Genomic DNA, 26,442 nt, shown 5'->3' on the forward strand with positions numbered 1-26,442 from the left:
GGTATTAATTTATAGACGATCGGTCAATAATTAATGTGGTGAATTTTACGGCTGCGTTCCCCCGGCGGGCGAACGATACGGAGACGAGGTTTATATGTTCAATGCAATCGTGATCGACAAGGTTGAAGGCAATTATCATGCGGCGCTGGTGGCACAAGAGGAAAGTGCATTGCCGGAAGGTGATGTAACGGTCGCTATCGACTACTCCTCCATCAATTACAAGGATGCGCTGGCCATCACGGGGCGCGGTCCTATCGTGCGTAAATTCCCGATGGTGCCCGGCATTGATTTTGCTGGCACAGTGATAGAAAGCGTTAACCCAGCGTACAAAGCCGGTGACAAGGTGCTGTTGACCGGATGGGGCGTTGGGGAAAAACACTGGGGCGGCCTGGCGGGTAAGGCGCGGGTGAGCGCTGAGTGGTTGGCACCGTTGCCACAGGGTTCAGACGCCAGGCATGTGATGGCGATTGGCACGGCTGGGTTTACCGCGATGCTCTGCGTCGAGGCGGTGTTACACCACGGGGTGAAACCGGAGGACGGTCCGGTGCTGGTGACCGGTGCCAGCGGCGGCGTAGGCAGCTGTGCGGCATTGATTCTGGCGCAGTTGGGTTATCAGGTGGTGGCCTCTACGGGCCGCCCGGCAGAGGCTGACTGGCTGCGCAACGAGGTGGGCGTGAGTGAGGTTATCGATCGTGCCGAGTTGAGTGCACCGGGTAAACCGCTGCAAAAAGAGCGCTGGGTGGCGGCGGTGGATACCGTGGGCAGCCATACGCTGGCGAACGTGTGTGCCAGCATTCAGTACGGCGGTATCGTTGCCGCCTGTGGCATGGCGCAAGGGCTGGATCTCCCGGCAAGCGTTGCGCCGTTTATCCTGCGCAACGTCGCCTTGCAAGGTATCGACAGCGTGATGGTCAGTACGGAGAAACGCCCGGCGCTGTGGGAAAAAGCCTGCAAATACCTGCCGATGGCAAAACTGGCTGCGTTAACCACGGAGTATCCGCTGACGCAGGCCATTGATGTTGCCGAAGCGCTGTTAGCGGGCAAAGTGCGGGGCCGTGCCGTGATCAAGTGCTGATAGCCAGTGATTTTCGACCCGCCTGATCCTGGGCGGGTTATCTCTTTTTCCCTTTCTCTCGCTTTCGTCGTGAATCGTCCTGTTTTGCATCTCGTTGTATCCTCCCGCTGAAAATAAATAGCGCCTAGCCAACCCGTCAGGTTTTTTTGAATGTGCAGCACGCGAAAAATACTGTGATGCAGCAATGATATTATGTTTAAAAATGAAATTCATGATTTTCAATTTGAAATATTGACGTGTTTTATACCCGATGAAAATGTGAATAACATCACTTTGTCGTGGACGCTGTAAAAACAGATAAAAATATAAAGTTATATTTTTCAATGAATTGAATTTTGATTTTTATGATGTTCTGTTTCTGGCATGGCATGTGCTCTTAAAGGGGAAACCCACACAGGAGATTGTTACATGTCGTATAAGATTTTACTTCCGCAAGAAATCATGCGGGAAGGAAGAGAATATCTCGAAAGCCGCGGCTATCAACTTATTGATGGTTCAGGGATGGAAGAAGCGGATATCATCCGCGATATTGCTGATTGCGATGGCATTATTGTTCGCTTGTCTAAAATGTCGGATCGCGTATTTGACGCTGCCAAAAAACTGAAAGTTGTCGCACGACATGGCGCTGGCTATGACACTGTCGATTTAGAATCCGCAAAACGCCACGGTGTCACCGTACTGAATGCGCCAGTGGCGAATAGCATGTCGGTCGCTGAATTAGCGATATTTTATATGCTGCACTGCTCGCGTAATTTTAAACTGGTTGAAGAAAAAATGCTCAGTGAATATTACTGGGCAAAATTGCGTACGCCGAAAGTCGAACTTGATGGTAAAACGCTGGGCCTGGTCGGTGTCGGTAATATTGGTTCTCGCGTTGCCCTGAAGGCATTACATGGCTTCAACATGAACGTTATTGCCTACGATCCGTATAAAACACAGGAACAAATGCCGGAAGGCGTTGAATTGACCAATGACTTCGATCGTATTTTCCAAGAGAGCGATTTTGTTTCACTGCATTGTCCGGCAACCGCAGAAACGTTCGATTTTGTTGGTGAAAAACAGTTCTCAATGATGAAACCTACCGCGTATTTCATTAACACCGCACGCGGAAAATTGGTTGATGAAAAAGCGCTATACCACGCGTTATCCACTCAGCGTATTGCGGGTGCGGGGGTTGATGTATTAAAGAAAGAGCCGTTCGATCCCGAAGACCCGATTTTTACATTAAGCAATATCGTTATTGCTCCACATATTGGTGCTGCAACAAAAGAAGCAACCGATCGCGCATCGCTGCATTCCGCCATCGGTGTGGATGAAGTGCTGTCTGGCAAAAAACCATCCTGGCCGGTACCGGGATTTTAAGGAGAATAACGTGTCTATTGGTAATCGTATTTTTACCCAACGCCCTGCTTTCGATATTGAACTGCTGCAACATTACGAACAACTGCCTGCGGCAAATATCGCTGATACCATGAATAGAATTGCGGTGCTGGGTAATGGCATCAAACGTATTTCTTCGCCGAAAAAGCCGATTATGGCGGGTTATGCCATCACCGTGAAGGTGCGCGCTGGCGATAACTTAATGCTGCATGCCGCGCTGGATATGGCCTCAGAGCATGATGTGATTGTTGTCTCCAATGAAGGCGACCGCTCGCGCGCGCTGATGGGAGAGATCATGGTGGCTTATGCGCACTGCACCAAGAAAATCGCCGGTATCGTGCTCGATGGGCCGATCCGTGATGTTGACGCGCTTTCCGTGCTCGACTTTCCTCTGTTTGCTACCGGTTCTAACCCCGCCGGGCCTTTCAAAGAAGGACCGGGCGAAGTGAATACCCCGATTGCGGTGGGTGGCGTGGCGGTGTGTCCTGGCGATCTTATCGTGGGTGATGCCGATGGCGTCATTGTTATTCCGCTGAAAGATGCTGCCACCCTGTTGGATAAAGCCAAAGAGTACTCAAAATTCGATGCGAGCAAAGTGGATGCCGCCAAAAATGGCACGGCGAATCGCGCATGGGTGAAAAAATCGTTGGAAGCCAAAGGCGTTGAGTTTATCAACGACATATTTCGTTAATTCCTTCTAATAAATAAAAGCCACACGGACGGGGTATCTGGCCGCGTGGCTTTATAAGTAAAGGTATTGTTACTATGCTTTATCTTAAACTCTTGCCCATTATATTTTTCCCCGTCTTGTTTTGGGTAATACCACACCCAACCGGCGTCTCAGCAGACACCTGGCATATGGTGGGTATTTATTTGGCCATGCTGTGTGGATTGGTACTACGCCCATTTACCGATTCCGTCATTATGCTGATTATTCTTGGCTTTGCATCATTGGTTATTTCCCCTGGCCCGCTGTTTGCCGGGTTCGGCAGCCCAATGGTGTGGTTTATTATCAGCGCCTTTATTATCTGCAAGGCATTCGTTATTACCGGGCTAGGTAAACGTATTGCCTATATGTTATTAAAGCGATATGGCAAAAATACCCTGACACTCGGCTATTTGATGATGGTAACGGATACCATTCTTGCGCCAGCTACCGGCTCGAATATGTCCCGCTCAGGGGGGATCACCTACCCTATTTTCAGAAACATTGCCGAAGCGCTGGGTTCAACACCTGAAGCCGGAAGTCGTAAAATTGGTGCCTACCTGACCATTCTGATGTACGTGGTTTCCATGGGAACCTCGAGCCTGTTTTTAACCGGTATGGCGACTAACTCCATTACCGTGTCTCTTGCCAATGAGATCATGAAGGTCAATCTCGAATGGATGGTGTGGTTCAAAGCGGCGGTAGTTCCTGCCGGTCTGGTGCTGGTATTGGCACCCTGGATTCTCTATAAGATTTATGCACCAGAATTAAAGATCATTGCCAACGTTAATGAGATTGCTGAAAAAGGATTGGCGGAGTTAGGCCCGGTAAAACGTGAAGAAAAGCTGCTGATTGTCTTCTTTATTCTGGGGGTACTGGGATGGATGACGGGATCGGTGACCGGTATTGATTTTATCCCGGTCGGCCTGGCCTTTTTGGCGTGTTTGCTGCTGTTTCGTGTGCTGACGTGGAATGACGTTGTCAGCGAGAAGTCTGCCTGGCAAACCTTTGTCTGGTACGGTGCCTTCTATGGCTGTGCGGTGGCGCTGTCAAAAGGCGGTTTCTATGTGTATCTGGTTGATGTCATAAAGAATTACCTCGATCTCTCTCAGTTGAGTGAAATCGGCGCGCTGGCGACGCTGGTGTTTATCAGCCTCGCGGTACGCTACTTTTTCGTCTCCAACAGTGCCTTTGTGGTGTCCTTCTATCCGGTGCTGTTTACGCTTGGCATGACGACGCAAGCGCATCCGATGTATGTGGCGCTTTCACTGGCGTTCTCTGCCGGTTATGGCGCATTGCTGACGCATTATGGTAACGGTGCAGGCGTATTCACCTTTTCAAGCGGCTATGTTCCACAAAAAACCTTCTGGCTACTAGGCACCATCATGGTTCTGGTCAACGTGCTGGTGTTTTTCCTGATTGGTATTCCTTACTGGAAATTTATCGGTATCTAATGCGTGAGGCGAAAATGAAACTCGATGTTTTAATTAAAAACGGTTTAGTCGTTGACCTCGACAACAATAACTATGTTAACCGTAATATTGGCATTGTTGGCAACCGTATCGTCGATATAGAGGATGCTGATGCAGCGCATACGGAGACGGTGATTGATGCCGCAGGCTGTATGGTTTTGCCCGGGCTGATTGATTTTCACGCTCATGTCTATCAGGGGGGCACGGCAATCAGCGTTAACCCGGATGTTATTTGCTTACCTAATGGTGTCACCAGCGTGGTTGATGCCGGAAGCAGTGGCTGGGTGAATTACGCCAATTTTCGCCAAACGGTTATCAATCCGTCGATGGTAAAAATCAAAAGTTACCTCAACGTGGTTAACGTTGGTCTGGCGACGTTGGGCGGGGGGCCGACCGGTTACCTTGAGAATACCAACCCGGCGAATTACAACATCGAGCGAATCGCACAGACGCTGGCGGAGTATAAAGATAATATTCTTGGCCTGAAGCTACGCTACAGTCAGGATATCGCTCGCGGAAAAAATTACAGCGCCGATCCCTTTCTGACCACGGTAGATCTGGTCAGAAAGTTAGAGACTACGCTGTGTGTGCATGTTACCGACTCACTGCTGGCAGCCGATGAGCTTATTGGGCACTTTAGAAAAGACGATATCTACGCCCACTGTTTCCACGGAACCGGTAACTCTATTCTCGACGCACATGGCGAGGTGTATGCCTCGATAAAAGAAGCGCAAACCAGAGGCGTCATTTTTGACTGTTCAAATGGCGTCGCCCATTTCGATTTTGCCGTTGCCAGTAATGCCATGGAGCAAGGTTTCTATCCTGATATCATCAGTACCGATTTGACACAGCGAAATAGTCTGCGCACGGATAAAGTGTTTAGCTTGTTATTTATTATGTCGAAATATCTGAATATGGGCATGTCTTTCTTCGATGTACTCCGCGCGGTGACACAAACGCCTGCCCGGCTGATGAAAATGTCGGGAGACATTGGGACATTACAACCAGGTGCATTTGCGGATATTGCTATCGTTAAATTACGTAAGCAGGCAATCACATTTGAAGATACGCGTGGAATTAAAGTAGAAGGCGACCGCTATATCGATAATTGTGCAACGATATGTAAAGGGCAGATTGTTTATCGCCGTCACACTTTCTGAGTGAGATGCCATCAATGCTGATAAGCCCCGGTACATAACAAGAATGTACTGGGGCTTTTGCTGTCCGCAGTCGCTCTTTAATAGATTGATTTGCAAGTGCGTAACGATATAATTACCGGTAATATTCTACAACCCACAGGCCGGATATGCCAAATAACGATATCGTCATATTTTCAGTGTCGAATACCATTACACAGCGAATTTCAAATGTATTAATTGAGCGAAATATTGAGATTCCGGTCTATGAGTTTCATTACTCAGATGTCGTTGATAAAGCACAGGGGTTGATCAACGGCGGCACTAAAATCATTATTAGTCGTGGTGGTACTGCGGCACTGTTAAGAAGCAGCGTGACTATTCCTGTTATTGAAATTGCTCATGATTTTCACGGTATTTATCGCAGCTTACAGGAAGCAAAAGACAGAACGGAAAAAATTGCGGTAGTCGGGTTCCCTCAGTTCTGTAACGTTTTACGTCATTATCAGACAATGACTGGTGAAGAGTTTAAAATTTGCCAGGTTTATAATCATAATGATATTGAGCATGTGATTAAAAATCTGGCTGCAAATGATTATAAACTGGTAATTGGTGGCCTGACCGTGGCCGAAATGGCAAAAAAATACGGTCTCAAGGTCATCATGGGAGACACCGATAATATCTCCATTGAACAAGCCCTTAACGAAGCATTCAGCTTGCTTAAGTATATTAATAAGGAGAGCATGAAGCTCTCTATGTCCTATGCTGCGCTGAATCAATCCCGTGAAGGTATCATGTGTATCGACCAGTCCGGGGAAGTCATTAATATCAACGCAAAAGGCATGGGGTTATTTCGTTGTAGCATCGGTGATAAAATTTTCCAAAAAGAGGCCTATAAAGGCATTTTTGGTAGCATTATTAATGAAATTAACGTCAAGGAACAGCTGTTAGACATTGATGGTGACGTGATTCACGCCAGCATCAAGCACGTGACGCACAAGCAATATGTTTACACCATTATCAGCGGATTCAAACAAGATAGTGCTCTGGCCGCGTCTGCCCGGGGTGGGAAAAAATCAGAGGTGAAGGGGTTTTGTGCGGCTTACTCGTTCTCCGATATTGTGGGCGAGTCAGCAGCGATACGTGAGGCGATTAACCGCGCGAAAGTGTATGCCAGCCACGATCTCCCTGTGTTTATTTTTGGCGCAACGGGTACGGGGAAAGAGCTGTTTGCTCAAAGTATTCATAATGCCAGTGAACGCAAAAATGCCCCGTTCATTGCCATAAACTGTGCCGCCATTCCTGAAGGGATCCTGGAAAGCGAACTGTTTGGCTATGCTGAAGGGGCATTCACCAATGCACGCCGTGGAGGAAAGGCGGGTATATTTGAAATGGCGATGAACGGCACGGTTTTTATTGATGAAATCAGCGAAGCGCCTTTATCGGTTCAGATTAAATTGCTCAGAATATTGCAAGAGAAACAATTTTCGCGACTGGGTGGCGACACGCTACTCGCGGTGGATTTCCGACTGATCACTGCCAGCAATAAACCCTTGGCTGATTTGGTGACGTCGGGCGATTTTCGGCAAGATCTCTATTATCGCATCAATGTGTTGGATCTGGCGCTTCCTGCGTTACGGGAACGGACTGGCGATGTCATGCTAATTATCAAGGATCTGTTATTTCGTTATGGACGAGAAATGGCGTTTACCGATCGCGCCGTAGCCTTTTTAAACCACTATTCCTGGCCGGGTAACGTGCGGGAACTTCATGCGGCGATTCACCGATTGATTGTGCTATTTGATAAGGATGTTGTCGATAAGGAAGACATCCACAGCGTCTGTAAAATTACAGCGCCCTGGCAGGGGGATGGAAACCCTGTGCAACCCTCTAGCGTGAAGAGCGATGATGTTGATTTGCTGAAAAAACAAGAAAAAAGGCTGATTTCCGACGTTATTACCCTGACTGAGGGCGACAGAGTGAAGGCCTCTGTCATGCTAGGCATTAGTCAAACCACGCTCTGGCGTAAAATTAAAGCGTATCAGCTTGTTTAACGTTGTGTTAATTCCCCCCGAAAACCTGCTGGGGATAGGCATGTAAATTGCCATATCCCCTGGGTGGTGCAGCCTTTCTCTGCCCGAGTCTTATCGCTCCCCCTATTTACTCCCGTGGTCGTGAGGAGAACGCATTGCGGTGCCCTGTTCGCTACGATCTCCTCGGCCTTGCTCATCAGCATAGCTGTCAAGATTAAACTGTCGGATAACACTGAGCCGTTGTTCTAATTTCTCCATGTTTAATGCTGCCCTGAAGGCTTTTATTTTTTTCAACCTGTACTCTATTTCCCTGTTTTTATCTTGCTCTGTAACCGGTGACGCCCCAGGCGGCTTTATGGCTTCCTCTATTTTCATTTTCTTACTTGTTGTTGCTTCATGACTGATATTATCCAGCGTGTGTTTAACTGCGTTTTTAGCGCGTATCGATGCCTCTTTATCTATTTGGTGCAGCATCATCATAGCTTGGTCAGGCGTTTTTACTGTTGCCAGATATTCTTCAATGTTTCGGTGGTTTATTCCAGGGGAGGTTAATGTCATGTCGCTCATTTTTTTTGTAAAATCACCGGCGAACACGGCTTGTTTTATCAATGTGTTTAGCTGTTCGAAAAAAACGTTTTTGCTGATAGGTAATTGGCTCATCGTCACGTTGAGTGTGCTATCCTCTTCGTTAAATTCTTTTTCTGTAATGATGAATTTTATATTAGGGAGGAATAAAAATTCATTTTCTCTATCATCCATGATGTCTGATAAGTGTGCGCCAGAATAAGGTGTAATTTTCTCTATAGTATAAAGCACATTTATTTCTCCCTGCTCTAGCGCATCCTTATCACCGAGGAAAGATTCAGCAACATCTTGATCGTCGGAAGTACTGAAGAAGATGGGTGAGGAAAAAATGTCACCCTCTTCAATATCCTCGAAATCCTCACTTTTCCTTACTTCCCCTCTGAACAAGGGAACGGCGTTGCTGAAATACTCATCATCATTGGCTTGCTTCATGGCCAAGTGATGTAGGGTTAATGCCAGTTGAGCAATGTGTGGCGGTCTGAGGGCTCCTGGCGGAAGGGCTAATAAGGTTTTATTGATATCTACATAGCCATCCTTACCGTAGTCATAAATTGAGAACAGATCAATGAAATGAAATTTCACATACAGTTTTTGCTTGTTAAATGAATCGATTAATTCATCCATATCCTCATCAGGGCCAGCAATTGATTTATTGAGATACTCTTCTGAGTAGATGTTTTTCAGTTGCAGAATAACCTGTTCCTTATCATCAATAGCGCCTGAAATCTTGTAAGAAGAATCTACAAAATTTCTCAGATGTCTTAAGTGTTGCCCTTCAGCAATGGAAATATAACTCATTGAGCCTGCTGGCTTATAAGTTGGGGCCGCTATTTCTTGTTCTTGGCTCCGAGTTAACGTTGCCGCATTGTTTGCAATAAGATTGAGATTTTCCGTGACGTTTCTGCAAGAGGAACCCGGTTTGTTGTCTGTATATCGGCCATCTCGGGGATTATGTTGCTCTGTTTTCAGGGGGGAAGAGGGCGGCAGCGATGGGCTGTGACTCGGGATATGACTAAACATGGCGCATCCTTATGCAAAGTGCAGAACGAGCCTGTACTGAATGACATAATCCCTTTGATTTCTTTCAAAATTCAATTTTATGATTTTGACATCGTGAGCGTGTTTATTAACGATTAGTCTTAGGCAACAATCGGGATAGCAAACACGCTATCCCATAATGACTGAACCCACGATGGCATAGACGGCAGGGTAATTATCTGCCGCAGACCAATGCTTTTTGCTTATCCAGCAGAAAAGGGCGCAAATAACCAACGGTATTGGACATTGGCAGAACATCGGCATGCAATGGGATGTGTAATACCGCTTCCAGATACGTTCTGCGCGTGACAATACGCTGCCACAGCGCCGGGTACGCACAGGCCAATTCGGCCCGCAGCTCTGCGTCGGCCAGTGCCACCGTATCTTCAATGCTGGCACCCGCATAGCCCGCTACCGAAGGGATAATATCGATCTGCAACAGCATACCGCTGGCGAGTGTGATGGGGGAATTCTGGCTGATGGGTGAACAAAGCCACTCTTCATCAGCCACCAAATGACCAGGGTTCAAGTGCCAGTGAAACCGCTCTTTGGGCAGAACATCCTCAATTAACGCGTAGATCTCCCCGCCCGTAATCCCGACGCGAAGCGCGGTCAGCCAGCTTACCACGGCGTGGTAATAAGGAATGGCGACACGTTCCAGATAGTCATTGGTTTTGGTGGGCAGCATCTCGCGATGTTTTACCACATAGGCCGCTCTGCTGGTGAGCCCACCTTTAAAACCGGTGGTGAGGGAAAATTTATCACCCAGCGCTATCTTTTTATCACTGGGGTAAAGCCGGGCTTGCTCGAAGCGATCGCCGGTGGCTGCGATGGTCACCACGCTATGGGGCTGCCCTTCGGCAGCCAGCAAGGCGGCAATCTCTTTTTCTGTCTTCCCAATCTCTATTGCATTGAGCGCATTCAGTATGGCGGTGGAGGCCAGATTCGCCCCGTATTCATAGTGCGCCAGTTCGTTGGCGTTGTTGATGGTGCGCACGCCCCGGTCGGGAGAAATAAAAATACTGGTGGCGTTCACCAACGCGGTGGCGGAGGGCAGTGCATCCCGGATGCTTTGATAAATAAAATGTGGAATATCAAACATGGCCTTACCTGAAGGCCCGTTTAACCTCAGGTGTTTCCAGCCAGCAATGCCGACACGTTGGCAAAGCTGAATGCCTGATTGCGCAAGCAATGCGGTGAGATCGAAATCGGGTGGCATTGGCTGGTCGGGCAGCGAGAAGCAGGGCGCGTGCAACACGGTGCCGGGCAGTCGGGCGTGAGGCACCAGCTTGAGGTTTTCATTCCCCATGATATAGGTCGCGGCACCATTATTTGCGACGATCAGCAGCGCCTCTTCGAAGCGGGGAATAAACCCACTCAGATATTCGAAATTGCCCCCATGCTCTTTATCGGCATAGATAATCAATGCATCAAGACCCTGCTGACGCATGGCGCGTAAGACGCGCTGTAGGCGTTCTCGCTGAGTTTCATCACTAAGCGGAGTGCTCTGCACACTGGCATAGGTTTCCGGCTGAGGAATGGCTTGCAGTGTGTATGATTCCGGTTCATTCACTGTCATGATCGCCTCTGAATAACGGGGGAAAGGTTGCTGCCTCTGATCGTATGAACGAATTATAACCTAACCTGACCTCATCACGCGGTGTCGAGCCTGACGATAATAAAGATTTTTCGGCGGATCACATTTTGGTTATCGCTATCGAGGATTTAAATTATTTTTATATAATCAAATTATTTTAATGTTATGAATTTTATGGTTTTAATTTGTTTTTACAGAGGGCAGGATATTTATTTATTAACCAGATTCATTTTTTCTGAACTTAGATTCAGCAATGCACCGTTGCGGCTTGTGCGGCTATTTTGGATATTTATGGCGAAATGTTTTTTTATTTAGAGGTTCGCAATGAATGATGTTGAATATTTAGCAAAGGCCAAAACGCTGACGACTCCGGAACTTGCTGATGCGCTTGATTTCTTTTCTTTGCCTGGGACATTGCTGGGTTTGAAGGCGATTACGGGAAATCAAAAAATAGCAGGATGGGCCTGGACAGTCCGTTATGTTCCCGTCGATCCTGATAATCCAGGCTCGGTTGGAGATTATATCGATCAGGTTGAGAAGGGCGATGTCATTGTTATTGATAATGCAGGCCGACAGGATTGTACCGTATGGGGCGGCATTTTAAGTCAGGTGGCGGCAGCTAAAGGTATTGCCGGAACCATTATTAATGGTGTAAGCCGCGATACCGATGAGGCGATAAATGCACATTACCCGATCTATGCCTGCGGTCATTATATGCGTACAGGCAAAGACAGGGTTCAGGTTGCCGCAGTAACCGGTGCCGTTAATATCTGTGGTGTATTAGTGAATCACGGAGACCTGATGGTGGCCGATATTGATGGTGCGGTAGTGATTGGTAAAAAACATATTGCTCGGGTAATTGATCGCGCTTTGGAAATGAAAGCCATCGAAGAGCGCATTGTTCAGGATGCTCTGGCAGGAATGTCTATTTCCGCCGCCAGAAAGAAGCATAATTACCACCTGTTACAACGCAATCCCTCTTTATAAATAAGGCCATATCGTGAAAAATGAAAATACGCTGACTGACGCCGTTGTCGAACATTTAATTCGACTGGGAAGCGCAACCGTTTATGAAGCGCAAGGGGCTGTTGGGGCATTGTCTGAAGCCATAAAACCCCTGGCTCGCGGCATGAAAATGGCGGGGCCGGCCTTAACGTTACACATGCGTCCCGGTGATAACCTGATGGTGCATTACGCCTTAATGCATGCAAAGAAAGGTGATGTACTGGTTATTAATTGTGATGGTTTTACGGCTGCTGGTATTTGGGGGGATGTGCTGACAACACAAGCGCAGCATATTGGTCTGGCGGGACTGGTAGTTAATGGCGCGGTAAGGGACAGTGATGCGATTATCGAATCTGGTTTTCCTGTCTTTGCCCGAGGGATCTCTATTCGAGGAACGGAGAAAAAACAACCAGGCACGTTCAATGGAACATTGATTATTGGTGACTGTATTATCCGTTCCGGTGATATCGTGGTCGGCGATTCGGATGGTCTGGTCGTCATTGAACGCGAACAGGTTGATAACGTTATTAAACTCTCCGACGCGAGAGAGGAAAAAGAAAATAACTATAAAAATAAAATTATCAAGGGTGCGACAACAGCGGAATTGATGCAGCTGAACCGTGTCTTTGATTCTCTCGATTTAAAATGAGGTTTTGAAAATGAGTCTGAATATAGAACAGGCGGCATCAGGGGTTAAACCGACCCATCATCGGTGGTGGGTCGCCTTCTTATTTTTCCTGATTTATACCATTGCAGCAGCAGACAGGGCCAATCTGGGGGTAGCACTACCGTTTATCAGAAAAGAATTTACCATGACCAATGCGGAAGCCGGTGCGCTTGTCAGCCTGTTTCTGTTGGCCTATGCCTTTATCCAGATCCCTTCGGCCTGGTTGATTACGCGTTTTGGTGTGAGGAAAGTCTTCACGTCATCCATGGTTCTGACCTCCATCGCGACGGCCCTGACGGGATTTGCCGGGTCTATTCTGCAACTTAAATTGTGCCGGGTGTTGTTAGGTATTGCTGAAGGCCCACTGCCTATTGGCGTAACCTCCACCATTAACAACTGGTTTCCGTCGAAAGAAAAAGGCATCGCCTCCGGCATTTTTCTTTCTTCTATCAAGCTTGGCCCCGTGATAACGCCGATCATCGGTTCGTTTATTATCCTGCATTGGGGATGGAAAGAGGTTTTTTTGTTCTTTGCCCTTCCGGGACTGCTCCTGCCGGTTATGTGGTTCCTGTTTGTGAAGGACAAGCCCTCTGAGTCCAGCTTCGTCAACCAACAGGAAGTTGACATCATCAATGAAAAGCGGACGGCGGCGCAGGTTCAGGAGAAGAAAGTCTACAAACGGATACCTTACCTGGACCGGTTTATTCGGGTGCGCAATACCCCTAAAGTAACCACAACCCAGCAAGTGTATCGCTCATGGAATGTGTTTGGTTGCGGCCTGGGCTATTGCTGTCAGTTAGGGATTTCCAGCCTATTGCTGGCCTGGATCCCTACCTATCTGCTGTCAGAAAAAAACCTTTCTGTGGTCGGTATGGGGTTTGTCTCTGCGGCACCTTGGGTCGGTGCGGTGCTGGGTAATCTGCTGGGCGGTATCCTCTCTGATACGCTGCTGGATAAACGCAGAAAGCCGGGCATGTTGCTCTCGGCCGTTTCGACATCGGTAATGATGCTGTGCCTGCTGTATATGCCGGCTAATCCAGTATTGTGTGCATTACTGTTGTTTATGACCGGTTTGTTGCTGAGCATTGGCTTCTCTGCCTACATGGTTTATCCCATGTCTTTCGTAGCCAAAGATAAATTCCCGGTTGCCAATGCCATTGTTAACATGGGGGGGCAATTAGGCGGTGCGGCGACGCCCTTTATTGCCGGATTGATTCTTGACCATTATGGTTGGAATACTGTGTTTCTGTTTATGGCGGGCATTTCACTACTCACCTTTTTAGTCGTGGTAACCATTGATGAACCGATGGAAAACTGTGACGCCTAACCCTTGCGGTTGAGATAATAAACGTCAGTACCGGGGAAGCGGAATGTATGCTTCCCTTTTTTCACCCTATTATTCAGCGATCTTTTTCATGGTATCAATAAAGGCATGGATATTCGGGTTGGTGTTTTTTGGGTTATAAACTGCGTAGATATAGCTGAGGCAGCGAAAATCCTCAATTGGCAGGAAGATGATATCTTGCCGGTTATTGGGAATGGTGGTTTTTCCCACCAGTGTTACGCCTAATCCGGCTCCCACCAATGCCAATGCTGTGTGAATTTCAACAACGCGATGTGAAACGGCTGGGCGAATACCGTATTCATCAAATTTTTCAAATACGCGCAATGAGTAACCGCTTTTGGGATCGCTGGGGAAAATGATAAAGGGGGAGTTGCAAAAATCACGCAGCGTAATATATTTTTTCTTGCTTAAATAATGATTTTTAGGAATCGCAGCGATAAGCGGATCAATCAGTATCAGTTCATGATTGAGTTCATGACCAATAAAATTATCGTTATCCATTTCTCGTGTGAAGCCGATATCAAGCTCATGGTTCAATAGCAACTCAGGCTGATACTCGGAAAGCACTTCTTTCAGATTTATTTCGATATGCCCGTGTGTGTCAGCGAAGTATTTTATCGTTTCTGGAATCAGGTTAAACATCACGGAGCGAACGAACCCAAGCGTTAACGTAATCGATTTGCTGTTAACGTATTGCCAGGCATCTTTTTCAAGCTTCTCGATATTAAAGATGATCTCGGGTGCTCGTTGATAGATAAATTCCCCGAGACGGGTTAAGGTCATTGGACGAGAACTACGATTGAATAACTCACCGTTAAGCTCTTTTTCAAGTGACGAAATTTGCATGCTGATTGCAGCAGGTGCCAGATCGAGCATTTTTGCTGCTTGACTGGCGCTTCCCGTTTCAACCACTTTACAAAAATAGCGCAGTTGTTTGATATTCAAAGGCAGACTCTTATCCTGGTGGACATGTTATTTAATGATATCTTGCGTGCTCATTTTTTTCAAATTTATCGAGAATGATAAAAGAAGAGACAGTGTGAGGCTGTCGTTGTTATAAATAATTAAATCGGGTGTTTTTATTTCAGTGTAATAAATAATGGTGCGTAACAACAAATAACGCTTTCCTTTTACTCACAGCATTATCAAGCAGCGCCCTGCGTTAGGGCGCTGGCCGTGCAGAATTACGGTTTGATCCCCAGGCGTTTCGCCAACCGATGAAGATTGGCAACATCCATGTCAAGCGCTCTGGCGCTGGCTGCCCAGTTGTGTCCGTTCTGGGCTAACGTCTGGCTAATCACGTTGCGCTGAAAATCCTCCGTGGCATGGCGTAAGTTGGGCGTTGGTGCAACGTTTTGGCTCTCCTGCACCGGGCGCTCGGGCGCACCCTGCTGCGCAATGTGGTGCGCTTCCAGCACGACGTGATCACCGGCCCGCTCAGCGCGAGCAAGGATGATGGCACGGTGGATGGCATGCTCCAGTTCCCGTACATTCCCCGGCCAGGCGTAAGTAAGCAGTAGGGCGTGTGCACGTTGGCTGAGTGCCACACGGGTCAGCCCCAGCCTTACCCGGCACTGCTCGCAAAAATACCCGGCCAGAAGAATCACATCATCGCCGCGTTCGCGCAGGGGAGGCACCAGAAGTGGGAATACGCTCAGACGGTGGTACAAGTCGGCACGAAAACGTCCCGCCAGCACCTCTTCGCGTAAGTCGCGATTGGTTGCCGCCAGCACGCGCACATCAACGCGCAGACTGCGGTCATCACCCACGCGCTGTATGTCACCGTATTGCAGAACGCGCAGCAATTTGGCCTGCAAGGCGAGAGAGAGTTCGCCGATTTCATCGAGGAACAGCGTGCCCTTATCAGCCATTTCAAACTTGCCGCTGCGATGACTGATAGCACCGGTAAACGCCCCTTTAACATGCCCGAACAGTTCGCTTTCCGCCACGCTTTCCGGCAGGGCTGCACAGTTGAGATAGATAAGCGGGTTTGCACAACGGGCTGAACCCTGATGAATAGATTGAGCGACCAACTCCTTTCCGGTGCCGGTTTCTCCGCCAATCAACACGTTGAGATCGGACGCGGCGACTATCTCAATCTCTTTTTTAAGCTGAGTCATACCCGCAGAAAGGCCGATCATCTCGGTATGCGCGGCCTTTTCAAAGGCGGGAGCGGCAGCGGGCAGGATGTTTTGGCTTTCCAACTGCTCGATCAGCAGTGCGTTATTCAATGCCCCAGCCGTTAGCGCGGCGATGAGACGCAGCTCTTCATCACTGAAGGTATCGAATTGATCCGGAGCCAGCCCGTCCAGGGTGAGCGCGCCAATCAGATTCTGCCCGGCAAACAGCGGCAGGCCGATACAGGCATGCACTTTCAACGTCTCCTGACCGGGGATCAATCCATCGTAGGGGTCGGGTAAATCGCTGTCGGCGGGGAAACGCACCACATCGCCCGCGCGCGCAATCGCCTCCAGCCGTGGGTGCGCTTCCAACGCGAAGCGTCGGCCCAACACGTCCGATGCCAGACCGTCAATGGCCAGGGGGATAAATTGCCGCGTTTCATAGCGCAACAGGGCTGAGGCATCGCAATCCAATACCTGGCGCAGGGTGGTAATAAGGCGCTGAAACCGATCCTTATGGCCGATGCCGCTTTGCAGTTCAATGGCAATCTTCGCCAAGACGTTAACGGAAAAACTCATGGCTACCCCTGACAGTCAAATTGACAATGAAGAATGTCATAATGACTGTGATAAGTATAGTCATTATGACATTTTATTTATTCGATAAAAACAACAAGTAGATTAAAAACAGCATGTTAAAAACATGGCACGGCAATTGATATAGCCTGACTATCTTATTCGCATCACTGCATAAATTTGAGGTTGATATGGCTATTCATGTAAAGAACAACATCCACTGGGTAGGACAACGTGACTGGGAAGTTCGTGATTTTCACGGCACCGAATACAAAACGTTGCGCGGCAGCAGCTATAACAGTTACCTGATTCGTGAAGGGAAAAACGTGCTCATCGATACGGTGGACCACAAGTTCAGCCGCGATTTCGTCCAGAACCTGCGCGCAGAAATCGATCTGGCGCAGATCGATTACATCATTATCAACCATGCAGAAGAGGACCATGCGGGCGCGTTAACCGAGCTGATGTCGCAAATTCCCAATACGCCTATCTACTGCACCGCCAATGCCATTGACTCCATCAACGGCCATCACCATCACCCGGAATGGCGCTTTCACGTGGTGAAAACCGGCGACACCCTGGATATTGGCAATGGCAAACAGCTGGTGTTTGTGGAAACGCCGATGCTGCATTGGCCGGATAGCATGATGACCTACATGACGGGCGATGCGGTGCTGTTCAGTAACGACGCATTCGGTCAGCACTACTGCGATGAGCGCTTGTTTAACGACGAAGTTGACCAAACTGAACTGTTTGAGCAGTGCCAGCGCTACTACGCCAACATCCTGACGCCGTTCAGCCGACTGGTGACGCCTAAAATCACGGAGATCCTCGGCTTTAATCTGCCGGTCGATATGATCGCCACTTCACACGGCGTGGTATGGCGAGATAACCCAACGCAAATCGTTGAGCTGTATCTGAAATGGGCGGCGGATTATCAGGAAGATCGCATCACTATTTTCTACGACACCATGTCCAACAACACGCGCATGATGGCGGATGCTATCGCGCAGGGCATCAACGACGTCGACCCGCGCGTCGCGGTGAAAATTTTCAATATCTCACGCAGCGATAAGAACGAGATTCTGACGAATGTGTTCCGCTCCAAGGGAGTTCTGGTGGGTTCTTCCACCATGAACAACGTCATGATGCCCAAAGTGGCGGGCATGCTGGAGGAATTGACGGGGCTGCGTTTTCGCAACAAGAAAGCGTCTGCTTTCGGCAGCTATGGCTGGAACGGCGGTGCGGTCGATCGCGTGCAAACCCGTTTGATGGATGCCGGTTTCGAAACCACCATTGCCCTGAAGGCCAAATGGCGTCCTGATATCGATGCGCTGGAAATATGCCGTGAGCACGGGCGTGAAATTGGCCGTCAGTGGGCGCTCTCCCCGTTGCCGGAGGCAGTGCGCGCAACGCCGCAACAAGAAGCCTGCGCCTGTGCAGCGAAAGCCGCTGCCGATCTGGGGCCGCAGATGCAGTGCAGCGTCTGCCAGTGGGTGTATGACCCGGCACGCGGTGAGCCGATGCAGGACGTGGCACCCGGAACGCCGTGGAGCCAGGTGCCAGACAGTTTCCTGTGCCCGGAATGTTCTTTGGGTAAGGCGGTATTTGATGAACTGGCGATGGAGGCTGTATGAGTCAGGGTATCGTTATTATCGGCTCAGGCTTCGCGGCGCGCCAATTGGTGAAGAATATCCGCAAGCAGGATGCGGTGATCCCGCTGTCGCTGATTGCGGCTGACAGCATGGATGAATATAACAAACCCGATCTCAGCCATGTGATAAGCCAAGGGCAACGCGCCGACGATCTCACGCGTCAGTCGATGGGGGCGTTTGCGGAGCAATATCAGCTACGGCTCTACCCTAACACGCGGGTTACCGATATTGATGTCGCACAGCGCCGGATAAAAAGTCACGACAGCGAGTGGGGTTACGACAAGCTGGTGCTGGCAACGGGGGCTTCCGCGTCGGTGCCACCGGTGCCGGGGCATGAACTGATGCTGACGTTGAACAGCCAGCAAGAATACCGCGCGTGTGAAGCGCAGTTGCAGGATGCGCGGCGGGTGTTGGTGGTAGGCGCCGGGCTGATTGGCACTGAACTGGCAATGGACTTTTGCCGTGCCGGTAAGACGGTTACGCTGGCAGATTGCGCTGCCAGCGTGTTGCCAACATTGCTGCCGCCGGAAGTGAGTGGCCGCTTGCAACACTGCCTGGTCGATATGGGGGCGCACCTGTTACTGAAAGCAAAACTGCAATCGCTGGAGCAGACCGAGAAAGGCATTCGCGCCCGATTCGATGGCGATCGCCTGTGTGACGTGGATGTGGTGGTGGCCGCGACTGGCTTGTGCCCGGAAACGGCGCTGGCACAGCGTGCCGGGATTATCACCCGACGCGGCGTGGTGGTAGACAACATGCTGCAAACCAGCCAGGCGGATATCTATGCGTTAGGCGACTGCGCCGAAATTGCGGGGCAGGTGCGGCCATTTCTGCAACCGATCCAGCTAAGCGCTATCGCACTGGCGAAAACGTTGCTTGGCGTTAACACCGCTCTCGCGCTACCCGCCATGCTGGTGAAGGTGAAAACACCGGCGCTGCCGTTACATCTGGCCGGAGAATCAGGCCGCAGTGACTTACGCTGGCAGATTACCACTGCACCGCAGGGCATGGTGGCGCAGGGAATGGATGCGGAGGGCACGTTGCGCGCCTTTGTGGTGAGTGAAGATCGGATGAAAGAGGCGTTCGCGCTGCTAAAAGCGCTATAACCTGGTGTATGGCTGTGATTTTTTCGGCTTTTCCATCGAAAAGGCTGTCTATCTTCAGTATGGTGTAGGGCATAGGGCGATAGCGTATTGGTCGCGTGCAGCGAGCGTGATTGATAAGTGTCGCCTTACTCCGTTTTATTCCACCATGAGGTTGTGATGAGTCTTGCCAAAAAAGGCATGTTGTACGTGCTAATCGCCTCCATCCTGTGGGGCAGTTCCGGCGTCTGCGCCCAATACTTGATGGAACATCTGCACATTTCGGCCGGTTGGTTGACAATGTCGCGTCTGCTGTTTTCCGGCATCATTCTGTTAATGCTCGGTTTCTTGCAAGGCCAGCCGGTTTTCAGCGTGTTCAGCGAGAAGAAAGAGGCCATCAAGTTATTTATTTTCAGCCTGTGCGGTACGTTGACGGTGCAGTTTACCTTTTTGGTCACGATTGAAAAATCAAACGCGGCAACCGGGACTATCCTCCAGTTTCTCTCCCCGACGGTGATTGTCACCTGGTTTGCGCTGACGCGGAAAAAGTTGCCGGGTGTGTTCGTGTGCGCTGCGATACTGACCTCGCTGGCGGGCACTTTTTTACTGGTGACGCACGGTAATCCGACATCGCTGTCGATCTCGCCTGCGGCGCTGATTTGGGGTATTGCTTCCGCCTTTGCTGCCGCCTTCTATTCCACTTACTCCTCGGGCCTGATATCCCGGCACGGCACGTTGCTGGTGGTGGGGTGGAGCATGTTTATTGCCGGGGTATCGATGATGCCGTTCTTCCTGCTGCCGGAAGAGAATATTGCGGTTAACGGCCTGGGCCTGTTTGCCTTCTTCTACCTGATTATCGTGGGTACCGCCGTGACGTTTAGCCTGTATCTCAAGGGCGCATCGCTGATTGGCGGCCAGAAGGCCAGTATTCTCAGCTGTGCGGAGCCGCTGACCAGTGCGGTGTTGTCCTTGCTGCTACTGGGCATTACCTTCACGCTGCCGGACTGGCTTGGCACGCTGCTTATTCTCTCATCCGTGCTGTTGATTGCCATGGATGCCAGGGGGAAGCTGCATCAATGATTGCAAACCCTAACCACGCGTTATTCTCTCGTGGTTATTTGTCTAGGGACACGGGGTATACCTCAGCATCTTGCCTTGCAACAGCAGCAGAAGCGTTCGGATAATAAGCAGAGCAATCAGGGCATTGCTAAAAACAAACAGGGGGAGTGCAAGCACCGGCAACACACCTTCTGAACTTTCATATCCCAAATGGAGCGCGGTAGAGGCAAGCGCAGAGAGTCCGAATGAAAAACTCCAGAATGAGGGGTTGAACGGCCCTTTCAGATACCATGGGATCAGACGGATCATAAATAGCAACTGTAGCAAGCCGTAGCCAAACAGCAGTTTTGCAAAGGTATCAGCCTGCCCGCCATTAACTGCCAGCCAGGCATTGCATGCCACCAGAGAAGGGGCAAGCTGTATGCCAAGGGAAAGTCTTACCGGCGCTGGCATTTCCCCGTGACTACGCATTCTGTGCAGAATAGCCGGTTCCAGACTTAACCATGAGAAAATACCCGCTCCGAGGAACAGAATGCCGAGATCGTGGTATCCCAGTGCGCCGCAGGCCATACAACTGATGAAGTTATTCGCAACCGTGGGCAGATAAAGTCCCGGTGTGGTTGCGTCGTGCGGATGTTTTCCTCGCCATATTCCGGCACTTTGCCAGGCTGCATACGCCAGTTGGATGACCGCTCCGGTGATAAACAGCGCCACGCTGAGCGGTCGACACCAGGGAACGAAGCCTATTGCCACCAGCATGGTCGTTGCAGGGAATAAGCTGATATAGCTGCCCATGAGCGGGTGCTCGATTTCGTGTTTAACACTGCTCGGGAACCGGATCAGGCGGTATATAAAAGCAATGGCTAACAATGCCCAGATGAGGATTGCCAGTATCACCAGACCTTCACCGATGACCGGGGTTATTGACCAGATTGTGGCGGCATAGCGCCATCCGAAACCTGCCCCTATGGTGCCGAGAACAATACCGAAATAGCCTGCCGGTAGATCCAGAAAAGATGAACGGTTGGTTAAGAGAGAATTCATGCTGTTTATACTGTCAAAAAAAGTGGATTAGTTTTAACGAGGGCTGGTGTTTTCGTCTATGCGGTCGATCAATATCATTATGGAAAATGGCTAAAGGGTGAGACCGTAAAATATTATGTTATTTAACAAGGTAGTAATAAATTTTCTGCTGGTCGTCATTCTCTATAAGGGACGATGCTGTGATGGTTTTGGCGCGTTTGGCACCCAAAAGAAACGGGGACGTTAATTAGCGTATCGACTGATCGGTGTCGTTTGCCGATGATTTGATTTTTTCGATGGCGATAATATTTTCAGACATCGCTTCATTAAGGACTTCTACAGCCGTACGCGCGTCCCTGTTTTTAATGGACATGTATACTTTGATATGTGCCTCGACACTCTCAAGAGTAATACCCAATGCGCGGTTAAGCTCCTCAAGATAGTAGTAATAAATGTCTTTAATCGAGTTCATTACGTTGTAGAACACACTATTATGCGATGCCCTGACGATGGCAAGATGAAACTCGTAATCTGCTTCCGAGTATTTTTTATAATCGCTTTTGTTGATGAGCATGTTGTTGAGGGCTTGTTCGAGATGGCGCATATCCTCATCGGTGGCATGTGTTACCGCTAACTCAACGCATTTAAATTCCACTGTTTGGCGAAAAATCATCATATCGTGGAATTCTTCGCGGCTCAGATGCATGATTGGTCTGGGATCGTTGCTGAGCATCTGCGGCGTAAAGTTTTCACTCACGAAGCTGCCGCTACCATGGCGTGTGACTACGATACCCAAGTCTCGAAAACGCTGTACTGCGCTGCGCACGCTAACGCGACTGACGTTAAAGGCGGCCGTGAGTTCTGCTTCCGAGGGAAGACGGCTCCCCGGGGACCAACTGCCGTCTAGCAGTTTTCCGCTGATCTGATCATAAATTTCATTTACAACATTGTGTTTTTGAATGGATTTTATGCTCAAGATGGGGCCCGCTATAGATGTCTTGAAGAAAGCGATTGTATAACATTTCACTTTTAAGAACAAAGCGCCCATCAGGGCGCTTTGCATTAGTACGCCTGTGCTTTGCTCAGAGAAGAGGTTGTGCTGGTAAACGCTGTGACCGAGGTCAAGAAAACAGCAAGCACCAGTGCTCCGCCCATAAAGATGTAAGACGCACCGGGACCCCCGGTCAGGCCATTCAGATAGCCGACAATCCACGAACCCACAAACGAGCCAAGCGCACCGAAACTGACGATAAAGGCCATTGCGCCTGCCATCACGTTACGAGGGATCATTTCAGGAATAGCGGCAAAGAAGGGACCGTAAGGGGTATACATTGCCCCACCTGCAACCATCAGAAGCACATAAGACAGCCAGAAATTGGATGCACCAACAGTAAAGGAACCAATAAAGCAGATGGCGCCAAGACCTAAGAAGAGCAGAACAATAATCTTTCGGTTCAGAAACTTATCGGAATACCATGACGCACCCAGCATCATGGGAACGGCGAGGAGATAAGGTGCCGCTGATAACCAACCGGTGGCGACAATACCCAGTCCAGACGCAGATTTCAGAATTGAAGGCAGCCACATAATGAAGCCATACATTCCGATATTCCAGAAGAAGTGGATAAAGGAGAGTGACAACACTTTTCTGGAACGAAATGCTTCACTGTAGTTTTTAATTTCCTGGATATTGGTTTGTTCTGCTGCCAATGCAGCTTCAATATCTTTTTTCTCTTTTTCAGTCAACCATTTAGCATCAGCTGGTCTATCTACAAAAACAAACCACCAGATGGCTGCCCAAATAATTGCGGGTACGCCCTCAATGATAAACATCCCACGCCAACCAAATGCTTCAACAAGGTAGCCGGAAAGTACCGACATCCAAAGCACCGTAATCGGGTTGCCGAGAAACAGAAACGTATTCGCTTTCGATCGTTCTTTCTTTGTAAACCAGTGGCTTAAAAATACCAACATGGCTGGCATCACAACGCTTTCCGCCACGCCTAAAAGAAAGCGAATGACCGCCAACACTTTGACGTCATGCACCATTCCTGTCGCAGTGGCGAGTATGCCCCAAAGTATCAGGCTCCAGAAAATGAGGTTTTTAGCGCTGCGCTTTTCAGCGTAAATTCCACCTGGAACCTGGAAAAAGAAGTACCCCAAGAAAAATAAGGCACCTAATAAGGATGAAATTCCCGGTGTTATATTAAGATCTTCTGCCAGACCGGATGCTGCGCCAAAACCGTAATTCGCACGATCCAGATACGCAAGGCTATAAGTAATGAAGGCGAGCGGAATTAATTTACGCCAGCGTATCGGCGCTAATTTTGCTTGTATGCTTTGAATCATGATTCATATTCCATGTTATTGTTTTGTAATCTGTATTTTTGGAAATAAAGCAACAATTACAGAACGGATAGCCAACCACCATCGACATAAATGATTTGACCATTAATGTAGTCAGAGGCTTTTGACGATAAGAATACCGCCGTGCCAATCAGTTCTTCCGGGCGGCCCCAGCGCTGGGAGGGATTACTGCTTTTCACCCAGTTATCGAATTTTTCATCTTCAATCAATGCGGTGTTCATATCGGTCAGAATATATCCTGGTCCAATCGCGTTGGACTGGATATTAAATTGCGCCCATTCAGCAGCCATTGAACAGGTAAGCATTTTTATTCCACCTTTCGCTGCGGTGTAAGGTGCAACGGTCGGTCTTGCTGCCTGGCTGGTCAATGAACCGATATTGATAATTTTTCCCCCGGTGTTGCGCGCAATCATTCGCTTGGCAGCGGCTCGTGAGACCAAGAAGGCGCTCGTCAGGTTGGTGTCGATAACCTTTTGCCAGTTCTCAAGTTCCAGTTCCACCATCGGTTTGCGATATTGAATACCTGCGTTGTTGATCAAAATATCAACATGAATATTCTGTTCATCCAGTTGGTTGAACGCGTTTTCAATCGCGTCTTCTTTAGTAACATCAAAGGCTACGCCATAGGCGGTGTAGCCTTTGGCTCTCAGTTTATCAACGGACTCAGTCAGGAGCGTGTCACGTATATCATTGAGGATAACGTGTGCGCCTTCGGCGGCCAGCCCCTCTGCATAGGCGTACCCCAAACCCCGTGCAGAACCGGTGACCAGTGCTGTTTTCCCCGTTAAATCAAATAAAGCAGTCATGTAATTTTCCTCACGCTTGATATTTGTATGACGACTGTCTTATTTAAGAGTGGATTTTCACTTTTGTAAAATCAACAATACAAAAATGATTTTGCAATACGGATCACAAATAACGCTTATCTCTCTTTATCTGAAGTTGTATAACTCATTGTATTTAATGAATAACTATATCTTCGATTTGACGTTTTTTGACCTTTGTCACAAAATGAACGTTCAAGGAACTGTGGGATTGTAAAGCGTGATATAACACGTGAAGTTGTAGGACGACCTACAAATATTTCGCCGTGTTGTCCTCCTCGGTATGACATGGCGTTGATTTGCTGAATTGAGGAGTTAAAGTGAGTAACCTTAAGATTACCAATGTAAAAACCATTCTTACGGCACCCGGTGGCATTGATTTGGCCGTCGTCAAGGTCGAGACCAATGAGCCGGGGCTCTATGGTCTTGGGTGCGCGACGTTCACACAGCGAATTTTTGCCGTGAAAAATGCGATTGATGAATACATGGCACCGTTTCTGATCGGTAAAGATCCCACCCGTATTGAAGATATCTGGCAATCCGGTGCAGTCAGCGGTTACTGGCGTAACGGCCCCATCATGAACAACGCGCTGTCCGGCGTGGACATGGCGCTATGGGATATCAAAGGCAAACTTGCCGGAATGCCGGTTTATGACTTGCTGGGTGGAAAATGTCGCGATGGTATCCCACTGTATTGCCACACTGACGGGGGCGATGAAGTGGCGGTGGAAGATAATATCCGCGCCCGTATGGAAGAAGGTTATCAATATGTTCGCTGCCAGATGGGGATGTATGGTGGTGCTGGAACAGACGATTTGAAGTTAATTGCCACACAACTGGCACGCGCAAAAAATATTCAACCGAAGCGTTCACCAAGAAGCAAAACCCCCGGTATTTATTTTGATCCTGATGCCTATGCGAAGAGCGTTCCGCGTTTGTTCGACCATCTGCGCAACAAACTGGGTTTTGGCATTGAATTTATTCATGATGTGCATGAACGCGTCACGCCGGTAACGGCCATCAATCTGGCAAAAACGCTCGAACAGTATCAGCTGTTTTATCTTGAAGATCCGGTTGCACCAGAAAATATCGACTGGCTGAAAATGTTGCGTCAGCAGTCATCTACACCGATCTCGATGGGCGAGCTATTCGTTAACGTGAACGAATGGAAGCCATTAATTGATAACAAGTTAATCGATTACATTCGATGCCATGTCAGCACGATTGGCGGCATCACGCCAGCGAAGAAGCTGGCGGTCTACAGTGAGCTGAACGGCGTGCGTACCGCCTGGCATGGACCGGGTGACATCTCGCCAGTCGGGGTTTGTGCCAATATGCACCTTGATCTGAGCTCACCGAATTTCGGTATTCAAGAATATACGCCAATGAATGATGCGTTGCGTGAGGTCTTCTCTGGGTGTCCAGAGATCGATCAGGGTTACGCCTACCTGAACGACAAGCCTGGTTTGGGCATCGATATTGATGAAGATAAAGCCGCTAAATATCCCTGTGAGGGGGGCATCCCATCCTGGACGATGGCGCGTACGCCAGACGGCACAGCCTCTCGTCCATGAGGTGACACACTCGGTGCGATACCGTTAATGCGCATCTCCGGCATCAACGGGGTTAACAATACGTCCGGCCTTAGGCCGGGCTTTTGGGAAATGGGATAGGGCGATTCATTGTGTTTGCAAAAC

At 49.0% G+C, this 26,442-nt stretch carries 21 protein-coding genes; 13 read left to right on the forward strand and 8 right to left on the reverse strand.

The genetic code is table 11. The features are described from left to right. Nucleotides 1-94: 94 nt before the first annotated feature. From J5069_RS19130 to J5069_RS19155, 6 genes are all read left to right on the forward strand, one after another. A complete protein-coding gene (locus J5069_RS19130; protein ID WP_264645364.1) occupies nt 95-1,075 on the forward strand; it encodes an MDR family oxidoreductase in 981 nt (326 codons plus the stop codon). 408 nt (nt 1,076-1,483) lie between these two features. After that, nucleotides 1,484-2,437 (forward strand): hydroxyacid dehydrogenase, encoded by a 954-nt coding sequence (locus tag J5069_RS19135; RefSeq protein ID WP_264627735.1) that lies wholly within the window; start codon nt 1,484-1,486, stop codon nt 2,435-2,437. Between the two features lie 10 nt (nt 2,438-2,447). Further along, nucleotides 2,448-3,146, forward strand: a complete 699-nt coding sequence (locus tag J5069_RS19140) for an RraA family protein (protein WP_264645365.1) — start codon at nt 2,448-2,450, stop codon at nt 3,144-3,146. A 74-nt stretch (nt 3,147-3,220) separates the two neighbouring features. Then, nucleotides 3,221-4,615: an anion permease gene (locus J5069_RS19145; RefSeq protein ID WP_264645366.1), complete on the forward strand. Its 1,395-nt coding sequence runs from the start codon at nt 3,221-3,223 to the stop codon at nt 4,613-4,615. Between the two features lie 14 nt (nt 4,616-4,629). Beyond that, nucleotides 4,630-5,793 carry a metallo-dependent hydrolase gene (locus tag J5069_RS19150; protein ID WP_264645367.1) on the forward strand — a complete coding sequence of 388 codons (1,164 nt, stop codon included), beginning with the start codon at nt 4,630-4,632 and terminating at the stop codon, nt 5,791-5,793. Nucleotides 5,794-5,939: 146 nt separating this feature from the next. Beyond that, a complete protein-coding gene (locus J5069_RS19155) occupies nt 5,940-7,823 on the forward strand; it encodes a sigma 54-interacting transcriptional regulator (RefSeq protein WP_264645368.1) in 1,884 nt (627 codons plus the stop codon). Nucleotides 7,824-7,925: 102 nt separating this feature from the next. Here J5069_RS19155 and J5069_RS19160 read toward each other — a convergent pair whose 3' ends face one another. Further along, nucleotides 7,926-9,407: a hypothetical protein gene (locus tag J5069_RS19160; protein ID WP_264645369.1), complete on the reverse strand. Its 1,482-nt coding sequence runs from the start codon at nt 9,405-9,407 to the stop codon at nt 7,926-7,928. A 193-nt stretch (nt 9,408-9,600) separates the two neighbouring features. Continuing rightward, on the reverse strand, nt 9,601-11,004 hold the full coding sequence (locus tag J5069_RS19165; protein ID WP_264645370.1) for a M24 family metallopeptidase: 1,404 nt from the start codon (nt 11,002-11,004) through the stop codon (nt 9,601-9,603). A 342-nt stretch (nt 11,005-11,346) separates the two neighbouring features. On the opposite strand from J5069_RS19165, the gene J5069_RS19170 reads away from it, so the two are divergent. Genes J5069_RS19170 through J5069_RS19180 form a run of 3 tightly spaced genes read left to right on the forward strand, consistent with a single transcriptional unit; the run spans nt 11,347 to nt 14,021 of the window. Then, nucleotides 11,347-12,009, forward strand: a complete 663-nt coding sequence (locus J5069_RS19170; protein WP_264627844.1) for an RraA family protein — start codon at nt 11,347-11,349, stop codon at nt 12,007-12,009. A gap of 13 nt (nt 12,010-12,022) precedes the next feature. Next, the gene (locus J5069_RS19175; protein WP_264627845.1) at nt 12,023-12,676 is read left to right on the forward strand and encodes a 4-carboxy-4-hydroxy-2-oxoadipate aldolase/oxaloacetate decarboxylase; all 654 of its coding nucleotides are present in this window, start codon (nt 12,023-12,025) and stop codon (nt 12,674-12,676) included. Between the two features lie 10 nt (nt 12,677-12,686). Next, on the forward strand, nt 12,687-14,021 hold the full coding sequence (locus J5069_RS19180; protein WP_264645371.1) for an MFS transporter: 1,335 nt from the start codon (nt 12,687-12,689) through the stop codon (nt 14,019-14,021). Between the two features lie 69 nt (nt 14,022-14,090). On the opposite strand, the gene J5069_RS19185 is transcribed toward J5069_RS19180, so the two are convergent. After that, nucleotides 14,091-14,984, reverse strand: a complete 894-nt coding sequence (locus tag J5069_RS19185) for a LysR family transcriptional regulator (protein ID WP_264628070.1) — start codon at nt 14,982-14,984, stop codon at nt 14,091-14,093. 239 nt (nt 14,985-15,223) lie between these two features. Continuing rightward, nucleotides 15,224-16,738, reverse strand: coding sequence for a nitric oxide reductase transcriptional regulator NorR (gene norR / locus J5069_RS19190; RefSeq protein ID WP_264645372.1), 1,515 nt, complete (start codon nt 16,736-16,738; stop codon nt 15,224-15,226). A gap of 188 nt (nt 16,739-16,926) precedes the next feature. Here norR and norV point away from each other — a divergent pair, with 188 nt between their 5' ends. The 3 genes from norV to J5069_RS19205 all read left to right on the forward strand — a co-directional run bounded on the left by norV (nt 16,927) and on the right by J5069_RS19205 (nt 20,552). Further along, entirely contained in the window at nt 16,927-18,372 is a 1,446-nt protein-coding gene (norV, locus tag J5069_RS19195; protein ID WP_264645373.1) for an anaerobic nitric oxide reductase flavorubredoxin, read from the forward strand. Beyond that, entirely contained in the window at nt 18,369-19,496 is a 1,128-nt protein-coding gene (gene norW, locus J5069_RS19200; protein ID WP_264645374.1) for an NADH:flavorubredoxin reductase NorW, read from the forward strand. Before norV ends, norW begins: the two co-directional genes overlap by 4 nt. 156 nt (nt 19,497-19,652) lie before the next feature. Then, nucleotides 19,653-20,552 (forward strand): EamA family transporter, encoded by a 900-nt coding sequence (locus tag J5069_RS19205; RefSeq protein WP_264645375.1) that lies wholly within the window; start codon nt 19,653-19,655, stop codon nt 20,550-20,552. Between the two features lie 42 nt (nt 20,553-20,594). Here J5069_RS19205 and tehA read toward each other — a convergent pair whose 3' ends face one another. The 4 genes from tehA to J5069_RS19225 all read right to left on the reverse strand — a co-directional run bounded on the left by tehA (nt 20,595) and on the right by J5069_RS19225 (nt 24,727). Continuing rightward, nucleotides 20,595-21,575 carry a dicarboxylate transporter/tellurite-resistance protein TehA gene (gene tehA, locus J5069_RS19210; RefSeq protein WP_264645376.1) on the reverse strand — a complete coding sequence of 327 codons (981 nt, stop codon included), beginning with the start codon at nt 21,573-21,575 and terminating at the stop codon, nt 20,595-20,597. Between the two features lie 226 nt (nt 21,576-21,801). Then, nucleotides 21,802-22,530 carry a FadR/GntR family transcriptional regulator gene (locus J5069_RS19215; protein WP_264645514.1) on the reverse strand — a complete coding sequence of 243 codons (729 nt, stop codon included), beginning with the start codon at nt 22,528-22,530 and terminating at the stop codon, nt 21,802-21,804. 86 nt (nt 22,531-22,616) lie between these two features. Beyond that, on the reverse strand, nt 22,617-23,903 hold the full coding sequence (locus tag J5069_RS19220; protein ID WP_264645377.1) for an MFS transporter: 1,287 nt from the start codon (nt 23,901-23,903) through the stop codon (nt 22,617-22,619). Nucleotides 23,904-23,959: 56 nt separating this feature from the next. Continuing rightward, the gene (locus J5069_RS19225) at nt 23,960-24,727 is read right to left on the reverse strand and encodes an SDR family oxidoreductase (RefSeq protein WP_264645378.1); all 768 of its coding nucleotides are present in this window, start codon (nt 24,725-24,727) and stop codon (nt 23,960-23,962) included. A gap of 338 nt (nt 24,728-25,065) precedes the next feature. On the opposite strand from J5069_RS19225, the gene J5069_RS19230 reads away from it, so the two are divergent. Next, nucleotides 25,066-26,319: an enolase C-terminal domain-like protein gene (locus tag J5069_RS19230; RefSeq protein ID WP_264645379.1), complete on the forward strand. Its 1,254-nt coding sequence runs from the start codon at nt 25,066-25,068 to the stop codon at nt 26,317-26,319. Nucleotides 26,320-26,442 lie beyond the last annotated feature (123 nt).

The organism is Candidatus Symbiopectobacterium sp. NZEC127 (genome assembly GCF_025962675.1).
GTDB lineage: Bacteria > Pseudomonadota > Gammaproteobacteria > Enterobacterales > Enterobacteriaceae > Symbiopectobacterium.